1 protein-coding gene is annotated in these 230 nt (G+C 42.6%); it reads right to left on the bottom strand.

Annotated features, from left to right (window positions below; translation table 11 throughout):
• Positions 1-31: 31 nt before the first annotated feature.
• Positions 32-230, bottom strand: a 199-nt coding sequence (locus AAEY72_RS16585; protein WP_352311805.1) for a hypothetical protein, incomplete at its 5' end; no start/stop codon positions are given.

Here is a 230-nt window from a genome sequence, read left to right as displayed (position 1 = left end):
AAGAATTGCTTATAAGGTTAGATTATCGCAGCTATTTTAATGCCTCCATAGCTCTATCCGCTTGTCTAAACTGCCTTATTCTCGCTTCAATTCGCGCCAGTTGTAAGGTTTGGCCATCGGAATAGCGATAGGCATAATTGAGTTGGTCAATCGCACCTTTATAGTTCGCCGATAAGGCCATCAGTTCAGCATTGCTGTAATACTCAAGTGCTTTGTTGTCTAGCTTACGG

Source organism: Psychrobacter sp. W2-37-MNA-CIBAN-0211 (genome assembly GCF_040309405.1).
GTDB classification, from domain to species: Bacteria; Pseudomonadota; Gammaproteobacteria; order Pseudomonadales; family Moraxellaceae; genus Psychrobacter; species Psychrobacter glaciei.
Note: the sequence above shows the minus strand (reverse complement) of the source record. Positions and strands in the feature narration are given on the sequence as shown.